We start from the raw sequence: 9,075 nt of genomic DNA on the forward strand, positions 1-9,075 counted from the left end.
TTGGGTTTTTACCCATACAAGCTGAAACGCGCTTATAAGTCGTTTAAGACATCACCCAACGCCGGATTTTAAAATAGAGAGTGGAATAACTAGCTACCTCGGGGTTTTATTGTCTTTTTTTCCTGCATGGTAAATTTCTTAAATATTATAGCTTAGACTAGTTGCGCTTAAAAGCAGCTAAATTGCAGCGTTTAAGGCATAAAAACGCCAATACTAAAAATAAATGCTGACCAGGGCTTCTTTTGCTTTTTTTCTCACCTGATAAATTTCTTAGATTCCAGTGTCCGCTACTTGAATGACAAAAGAGGAGGCACTGGAATGACAGGAGGGAAGCCACTTTTATGACACCGTTCTTTTTCCTAGATCCCAGTGTCAAGCACTGGGATGACAAGAAGAGAGCTACTTGGATGACAAAAAAGGTTACTTGTATGACATCGTAGGGCTGCTTGGATAACAGAACTGGAATGACAGGAGACTAATATGGAAAACATAAACTTTCTAAAATTCATTGAGTTATGCTTTAAAACAGTGATGCCGGGATGTGAGTATAATAATTATCGGTACATAAAAGTTATAGCAGATAGACTAGAAGCGGTAAGTGCCAGTGAAGTGAGGCGCATAATATTCAATATGCCGCCGCGCTCGATGAAATCCATGTGTGTGAGCGTTGCATGGCCCGTGTGGATACTGGGCAATCAGCCAGCTGCAAGGATAATAGTTGCAAGCTATTCTCAGCGGCTTAGCGAAAAGCACTCGCTCGACACAAGGCGTATAATGCAGTCTGGTTGGTATAGAGAGCTATTTCCGGAGGTAGAATTATCCCAAGAACAAAACACTAAATACAAATTCCAAACGGTGCAGAGAGGATATAGAATCGCAATATCTGTTGGAGGGACATTAACCGGCGAAGGTGGTGATTTCATTATCGTGGATGATCCACTAAGCTCTACTCAAGCTTTGAGTGAAGCGCTTAGAAAGCGTGCTATAAACTGGTTTGACCAGACTTTAGTAAGCAGGCTCAACAATAGAAAAAAAGGAGTAATTGTTCTTGTGATGCACAGACTCCACCTGGGAGATTTGACTGGGCACCTTCTTTCCAAACCGAAAAACATATGGCACCATATTTGCTTACCGATGATTTCTGAAAATAAGGAGATTATCTATTCAATCAAAAAGCCAGCTCCTCTTTTTCCCGTTCCTGTCATCCAAGTAGCTCGGTCAACTACAAATGAGCGCATCGAGTGGCCGTATAATAAACCAGCATCACACGCTGCACCTGTAAGAATTTTATACTCAAGAGAAGAAGGTCAGTTACTATGTCACCTAGGTGGAGGAGAAGTTGAGATGATAAAGGATGAACTTGGAAGCTATGCTTTTGCTGTGCAATATCAGCAGAAACCCTCTGCCACTTTCAAGTGGTATAATCAAACAAGAGTGGTTGAAGTGCTATAGAAATTTTCCTGATGATCTCTCGCATGTAACCCAAAGCTGGAACACTGCGGTTTCAACGAGCAACGCTAGCAACTTCAGCGTCTGCACCACTTGGGCAAAAGTAGGCAATAAGTTTTATTTACTCGATGTATATCGTGCAAAACTTGAGTACCCAAAACTTAAAGAGCAAGTTCTGTCGCTAGCTGCAAGATGGACACCACACGCAATTTTGATCGAAGCCAAAACAAGTGGCCAGCAATTGGTGCAAGAGCTAAAAGCAAGCAGCGATTTGCCAATCATCGAAATAGTACCACATGATGATAAACCCGTTCGATTCCATCAGATTGTCCCGACTATAGAGTCTGGAAAAGTTTTTCTGCCGCACCAAGCAGTATGGCTCAATGACTTTGAATACGAGATTTTAATGTTTCCAGAAGCACATCACAACGACCAAGTCGACAGCACCATACGCGTCAAGTTAAGGAAAAGTGACATAAGGAGGGAAGAAGATGATATAAAAAACTATTTAAATATTAAGTAGTTAAGTTAATAATTTATCTTATTTTAGGTAAGAATTTCCTAAAAAATAAATGAAACAAATAAGACATCCTCTTTAAATGTTGCTATATTTGGCAGCATTTCCTTAACTTGACGCGTATGGTCGACAGCACCGTCCAATATCTGCAGTGGATAAGAGAAAGCACTGCTCGAGTCGCAGCTATACGCACATTGTAATTTGAGCCTACCAGAAAACACCGTCATCCCGCAGCGACCCCGGGTATTTTGCTATGCTCATCTGCATTTCTCCTAAAACCATCATGCAAGAGGTCTTTTGACTGAGATACCCAGTTTAAAGCTTAGGGGCATAGATAAACCTTACTTATTTTACTATCACTGTTTACTTCTTGTAAAAAACATGTTACTAGTAAGTTGGTAGAATTTTTGGTAGATAACGGAGGAAGTTTTGGCAGTTCCAAAAAGAAAAAAGTCAAAGTCAAGGCGTGATATGCATCGTGCTCATCATGCTGTTCAGCCTAAGAACATTGTGGTATGCACAACAACTGGAGAGTTTATGTTACCTCACAATATAGCAGTTGATGGCAGTTACAAAGGAAAACGGGTTTTCGTCAAACAACAGGCAGAATAACTATCATGATATGTTACCCACAGTCAACAATAACATAGTCATTGCACTTGACGCTATGGGAGGTGATTTTGCACCTCTCTCAGTGATTCAAGGTGCTAGTTTTTTTTTAGATAACCTTATCGACCCAGGTATTAAAGTTTTTTTTCACATTTATGGGGATCAAAAAGAAGTATCTCCTTTGCTTTTGAAATATAAGAAGGTAAGTAACGATTCTGAGTTTACTCACTGCTCTGATAATGTTCTTGCAAATGATAAGCCATCTTTTGCGCTGAGACATCGTAAAGACTCAAGTATGAAAGCGGCTATTGAGGCAGTGAGGGAAGGCAAAGCTTCTGGGATAGTATCCTCAGGCAATACCGGAGCGTTAATGGCAATTTCCAGGTTTGTTTTGGGAACATTGCCAAACATTTATCGTCCCGCTATCGTATCTGTTTGTCCAACTAAGACAAAAAGCTTTGCACTGCTTGACCTTGGTGCAAATGTTGATTGTAATGCTGACTCATTATTTCAATTTGCATTAATGGGGAGTATATTTGCAAAAATAGCATTAAAAGTTGACAACCCTGAGGTCGCTTTGCTAAATATTGGTACGGAAGAAGTTAAGGGCAATGACTCAGTACGAGGAGCCTTTGAGTTACTCAAGAATGCCTCAAGTATTAACTTCAAAGGATATATAGAGGCAAGTGAATTTTTAGAGGGTAATGTAGATGTGATTGTTGCTGATGGTTTTGTTGGCAATGTAATGCTTAAAACGGCTGAGGCAACCGCTAGTACTCTCATTAATCTAATAAAACAGGGGGTATTCAACTCATGGGCAGCAAAAATGCTTGTTGGCATATTGTTGAAACCCAAGCTAAATAAAGCATTAATGCGTTTTAATCCTAAAATTAGAAGTGGCGCTATGTTTTTAGGGCTAAATGGTATCGTCATTAAAAGTCATGGAAATTCTGATGCTATTTCTTTTGCTCATGCTATAAAATTTGCAGTAAATGCCATTAGTGAAAATTTAAACCAGAAGATAATTAGTGAGGTAAGTCACGTTGAATAAAAGTTTTATATTAAGCACTGGATCTTGCCTGCCAAAAAAAACATTGAGTAATGACGAAATTGCACTAATGGTTGAGACAAGTGATGAATGGATTAGACAGAGAACAGGAATAATTCAAAGGCATATAGCAGACGAAGGAGAATTAACATCAGATCTAGCTGTCAGTGCAGCAAAAAATGCTATAGAAAAAGCTCAAATTTCAGTGGATGAAATTGGTTTAATCATAGTAGCAACAACAACACCTGATAAAACTTTTCCTAGTTGTGCAACTATTGTACAAAGTAAGCTAAAATGCAAAAACGCATTTGCCTTTGATGTGCAAGCAGCATGCTCTGGTTTTATATATGCAGTTACAATTGCTGATTCGCTTATAAAAGCTAACAATAGAATTAAATATGCACTGGTTATAGGTGCTGAAATAATGTCTAGAATTGTTGATTGGAAAGACAGGTCAACTTGTGTACTCTTTGGTGATGGTGCCGGTGCGGTGGTAATAAAATCTGTGGCACATTGTAATGAAACAGCAGAGCACTACACAAGGGGTATAATATCAGCTAACCTATATTCTGATGGCAATGTAGATGTATTGTGTACAAATGGAGGAATATCTTCAACTGGCGATTCTGGAAAAATATGCATGAATGGCAGAGAAGTTTTTAAATGTGCAGCGGATAAGTTAACAGCCTCAATAGAAGAAACACTAAGATGCAATAATTTGAAAATTGCTAATATTGATTGGCTGATCCCCCATCAAGCAAACATCCGTATCATTGAAGCTGTAGTAAAGAAATTAGATTTCCCTATAGAAAAAGTAGCTAATACAGTTGATCAACACGCAAATACTTCAGCAGCATCGATCCCGCTAGCACTTGATTATGCAATACAAGAATCAAAAATAAAACCAGGAAGTCTGGGATTACTGACTGCAATAGGTGCAGGTTTAACCTGGGGTTCCGTGTTGCTGCGCTACTGACAACTTCAGCTATTGCTACTTGTTACTTTCAATTTTCTCTATCAATTTCTTGACCAAACCTCTCAGTTTTCTACTGGATTCATCAAGCTCTTGAATCTGCGAGTTATCCTTTTTCATGAGCTCCCTATAATTACCCTTTATGTAGTCAATCATCTCCTTCATCTGAGCAATCATCTTGTCAATATCCATACTGCCTAAACTAGGTATCATGTCAGGCATAGCTCCGTCTAACATACCACCAGCCATAAGCTGCTGAGACATTTGCATGAATGGCTTTAAGGTCTGATTAAGCAATTCAGGATCCTTAGCTAATTTTTCTATTTGCTCTTTGCAAGTATCCATATACTGCTTCATAAATTCATCGCCTTGCGCTTTATCTGTCATAATTACACCTACTTAAAATACGTATTTTCTATTATACATCGTTCTCAAATTAAAAACAATACAAAATGCCCATTGCAGCTACATTAATACTTTGTTAAACAATGAAAAGGCTGCTCTTTCGCTCATAAAGAACCGCATGCTCCCTTTAACCACTCCTTATCTTTAACACTGTTTTCTAAGTTTTTATAGACAAATTGATGGTAGCTATTTATCCACTTAATTTCATCTTGGGTAAGCATTTGCAGGTCTATTAGCCTTCTATCATATGGAATGGAGGTCAATTGTTTAAAGCTTAAGAAGCCGTTTTCTTGCCTTTCAACATACATCAGGTTTTCAATTCTTATTCCATACTCTCTTGGAATGTAATAACCAGGTTCGTTGGAGAGTATCATCCCTGGCATAAGTTTCACTTTATTTCCTTTTGATATTGCCTGTGGCCCTTCGTGCACTGATAGATAACTTCCCACTCCATGCCCTGTACCATGCATATAATCTATTCCAAATTTCCATAAGTGAATACGGGCCAGGATATCCAATTCTCCACCAGTAGTGCCAAGAGGGAAGACTGCGCTTGCTACAGCAATATGAGCTTTGAGTACTGTCGTATAATGGGCTATTTGTTCATTGGTTGGGTTGCCAATTGCTACAGTTCTTGTAACATCGGTTGTGCCGTCAAGATATTGGCCACCAGAATCAATTAAGTATAGTCCATCTTTCTGAATTGCTTTATTCGTTTTACTGCTTGCACGGTAATGAATAATTGCTCCATTTTCATTAAATGCAGAAATTGTTGGAAAACTTGGCTGCTTAAACAAATCCTGCTCTTTTCTGTACTCTAAGAGTTTCTCTTCAGCGTTAAGTTCGGTAATTTCATTGCCAATATTATTTTCGAGCCAACATAGAAAATTTGTAACTGCTACTCCATCTCGGATATGTGCGTTTATAGCCCCAGTTATTTCAATTTGATTTTTTACTGCTTTATGAATCAAGCAAAGATCCTCTTTTTCAACCACCTGCTTATTTTGTATTACAGTCATAATACTCATTGGAGTTGTGCTTGGATCTATCATTATCGAATTTGGCTTGCACAGCGAATTTTCTAATTCACTAACATCAAAAATATTTATATGGTTATCCAAATTTGCTTCTATAGTTGAATGTTCTTTATCTTGAACAAACAAATCAACGTTGCCGCTTTTATACAATACAGCGCGGCCTAGTATACATGGAGTATATTTAGCATTTTCATTTCTTAAATTTAATAACCACGAAATTGAGTTTGGACCAGTCAAAAGCACTGCCTCAGCTTCTTTATCTATGCTTTTAGCGACTTTTTCACATTTATCCTTACTACTTTCACCGGATGTATGCGAAACTACCGTTTGTTCTCTACGACTAATTTCTTTTTTGATTGAATAGGGTACCAATTTACAAATATCTTCATATTTTCTTATCTCTTTTACGGTAAAATATTGCAAATAGTAACCTAGTGAGGTGGTCAATGTTAAGTTTGCTTTTACCCATTCGCGTGGATCCTCTTCTTGTATATTATATACTTGAAAACTGCCCTGATCGAGCTGATTGCGAGCTTGTGTGATATAGCGTCCGTCCGTAAAAAATGGGCACTTGTTGTTTTTTGTAACGATAAGTAGCCCATTTGTTCCTGTAAAGCCACACAGCTTTGTTAGCTCTTCTGAATACTCATTTAAATATTCGTCTTTGGTATGCAACATAAACGCATCAACATTTATTTCACGCATAAAAAAGCGAAACTCTTCGATTTTTAACATAAGATTACCTTACGCAGAATTAGCAGCTACTTTTATCTTCCTATTTCTCAAATACACCAATATGCTAACTATTGCTGCTGGAGTGATGCCTTGTATTTGTTTTGCAATGCCGATTGTTGCTGGTTTTATCGCCTGCAACTTTTCTATTACCTCACTTGACAAGCCTTTAACTTGTGAATAGTTGAAATTGATTGGAATTTGAGTGTTAATTTCCTCACATAAAAACTTCATATCTGCTTCTTGTCTTACTAGGTAAGGCTTGTATTTTGCTTCAATTACAACTGCTTCACGCACTTCATTTTTAGCTGTATTATACATTTTGGTATTATTCAGATACGCGATGCTGTTTAACTCCGGCCATATTTCTTGTAATTTGTTCCAATCGATATTGGGGTAGCTAAGTAGATCTAGCGCTGTTTTTCTTATTCCATCATAAGATATTTTTATACCACAGAACCTGAGCTGCTCAGGAGTAATTTTCAGGCTTTCCAACTTCTCTTCAAGCTGTTTAATGGATTTAAGTTTATTCTGTAAAACAGAGTACCTCTCATATGACACAAGAGAAATGTCATAACCTTTTTGTGTGAGCCTCCTATCCGCATTATCTGACCTAATTGCTAGTCTATATTCTGCACGTGAGGTGAATAACCTGTAAGGCTCGGTTACTCCTTTGGTGACCAGATCATCTATCATTACGCCGATATACGAGTCTGTGCGGTGAAGAACAAAACTTTCTTTTTTTCCAGATGCAGAGAGTGCTGCGTTGATTCCAGCGAGAATCCCTTGCCCTGCCGCTTCTTCATATCCGGTGGTACCATTAATTTGGCCGGCGAAATATAGACCTTTAATTTTCTTAGTTTCAAGAGTGTGAAATAGCTCTCGTGGATCAATATAGTCGTACTCAACCGCATATCCAGGTCCTAATATTTCTGCGTTTTCAAGCCCTTTGATACTTCTTATCATTTCATGCTGCACTTCGATGGGCAATGAATTTGAAATTCCGTTTGGGTATACAGTATCATCATCGAGCCCTTCTGGTTCTAGGAATATTTGATGACTATTTTTTTCTGCAAATTTTTTAACTTTAGCTTCGATAGACGGGCAGTATCTTGGTGCAACAACATCATCTAAATATGAAGAGGCTGACCTGTGAAGGTTCTCTCGAATTATTCTATGTGTATTTTCATTAGTATGAGTAATGAAACATGAAACCTGAAGTTGGTTAATTTTCTCTGTGAGATAAGAAAACGGTGCAGGTGGATTGTCGCCCACTTGCTCTTGCAATACTGGCCAATTTATAGTGCCACGATCAAGTCTCGGTGGAGTTCCAGTGCGCAACCTACCTAGTTTAAAATTATATTTCTTCAGCGTATTTGCAAGCCCTACTGCAGACTTATCCCCCATTCTTCCTGAAGGGGTTGTTTGTTCTCCTATATGAACCATGCCACACAGAAAAGTCCCTGTAGTTAGAACGACTTTGCCCGTTAATATATGTTCCCCTGAACTTGTTATTACAGCTTTGATGTGCGGTTCTCCGTTGCCATTACTTTCGATAAGGAAATCATCAACTGACTCTTCTTTTACCGTTAAATTACTATAGTTTAGAATGATCTCCTGTATTGCTTGCTTGTATAGTTTTCGGTCTGCTTGTGCGCGTGGTCCCCATACTGCTGCGCCTCTGCTGCTATTTAGAACGACCGAGTGTATACTTGCTTGATCAATTGCTCTTCCCATTATGCCATCAAGAGCATCAACTTCTCTGACTACAACACCTTTTGCAACTCCTCCAATTGCTGGATTGCAGGACATTTCTCCTATAGTTGAAATTTTATGGGTTATAAGTAACGTGCTTGCACCAAGGCGAGCTGCAGCTGAAGCTGCTTCACACCCTGCATGACCGCCACCTACTACCACTACATCATATTTATGCATGCTTTCTTGAGTAATTCCTACCCTACTAATATTCCAATTATTAGCGGCTAATGTCAAATTTTACAGTATCTGTTATCTCAACGCTGCATGCACAATCGTACGAACATTTGTTCCAAAAACAGTGTGTATAGCGGGTTTTGCCTCAAACACAAGGTATTCCAATCCTCGCTACACAAGGAATGAGCGTACAACAGTGAAAAAGCTACCCAACAAAAACGAAAAAACTACTTGACAACCTTCGCCGTTACCCTTATAACGATACTGAAGCTATTATTTATCTTCAGTCTGTGCAGATTAAACGACAAAAAAACTCACTGTACTTGGCGTCTTATGTTTAATTTTTTGCACTATGTGCACCTCATGTCTTTAT

The 9,075-nt window shown here is 38.6% G+C and carries 7 protein-coding genes and 1 pseudogene; 4 read left to right on the forward strand and 4 right to left on the reverse strand.

What is annotated here, in order from left to right; all coding sequences use genetic code 11:
* The first annotated feature begins 480 nt into the window (after positions 1 to 480).
* Positions 481 to 1,972: pseudogene (gene terL / locus DM84_RS06150) on the forward strand (phage terminase large subunit).
* 38 nt (positions 1,973 to 2,010) lie between these two features.
* On the opposite strand, the gene DM84_RS02850 reads toward terL, so the two are convergent.
* Positions 2,011 to 2,193 (reverse strand): hypothetical protein, encoded by a 183-nt coding sequence (locus DM84_RS02850; protein WP_250778238.1) that lies wholly within the window; start codon positions 2,191 to 2,193, stop codon positions 2,011 to 2,013.
* Between the two features lie 202 nt (positions 2,194 to 2,395).
* On the opposite strand from DM84_RS02850, the gene rpmF reads away from it, so the two are divergent.
* From rpmF to DM84_RS02865, 3 genes are read left to right on the forward strand one after another with little or no spacing between them, the layout of a single operon-like run.
* Complete coding sequence (gene rpmF / locus DM84_RS02855) at positions 2,396 to 2,578, forward strand: 50S ribosomal protein L32 (protein ID WP_250778239.1); 183 nt, start codon at positions 2,396 to 2,398, stop codon at positions 2,576 to 2,578.
* Positions 2,579 to 2,588: 10 nt separating this feature from the next.
* On the forward strand, positions 2,589 to 3,626 hold the full coding sequence (gene plsX / locus DM84_RS02860) for a phosphate acyltransferase PlsX (protein ID WP_250778244.1): 1,038 nt from the start codon (positions 2,589 to 2,591) through the stop codon (positions 3,624 to 3,626).
* Positions 3,619 to 4,599 (forward strand): beta-ketoacyl-ACP synthase III, encoded by a 981-nt coding sequence (locus tag DM84_RS02865; protein ID WP_250778240.1) that lies wholly within the window; start codon positions 3,619 to 3,621, stop codon positions 4,597 to 4,599. The genes plsX and DM84_RS02865 overlap by 8 nt, the downstream gene beginning before the upstream one ends.
* Before the next feature lie 15 nt (positions 4,600 to 4,614).
* On the opposite strand, the gene DM84_RS02870 is transcribed toward DM84_RS02865, so the two are convergent.
* From DM84_RS02870 to mnmG, 3 genes are all read right to left on the reverse strand, one after another.
* Positions 4,615 to 4,983, reverse strand: a complete 369-nt coding sequence (locus tag DM84_RS02870; RefSeq protein WP_250778241.1) for a hypothetical protein — start codon at positions 4,981 to 4,983, stop codon at positions 4,615 to 4,617.
* 122 nt (positions 4,984 to 5,105) lie between these two features.
* Positions 5,106 to 6,773, reverse strand: coding sequence for an aminopeptidase P family protein (locus DM84_RS02875; protein WP_250778242.1), 1,668 nt, complete (start codon positions 6,771 to 6,773; stop codon positions 5,106 to 5,108).
* 9 nt (positions 6,774 to 6,782) lie between these two features.
* On the reverse strand, positions 6,783 to 8,705 hold the full coding sequence (gene mnmG / locus DM84_RS02880) for a tRNA uridine-5-carboxymethylaminomethyl(34) synthesis enzyme MnmG (RefSeq protein ID WP_250778243.1): 1,923 nt from the start codon (positions 8,703 to 8,705) through the stop codon (positions 6,783 to 6,785).
* Positions 8,706 to 9,075: the final 370 nt, after the last annotated feature.

Source organism: Wolbachia pipientis, from assembly GCF_023661085.1.
GTDB lineage: Bacteria > Pseudomonadota > Alphaproteobacteria > Rickettsiales > Anaplasmataceae > Wolbachia.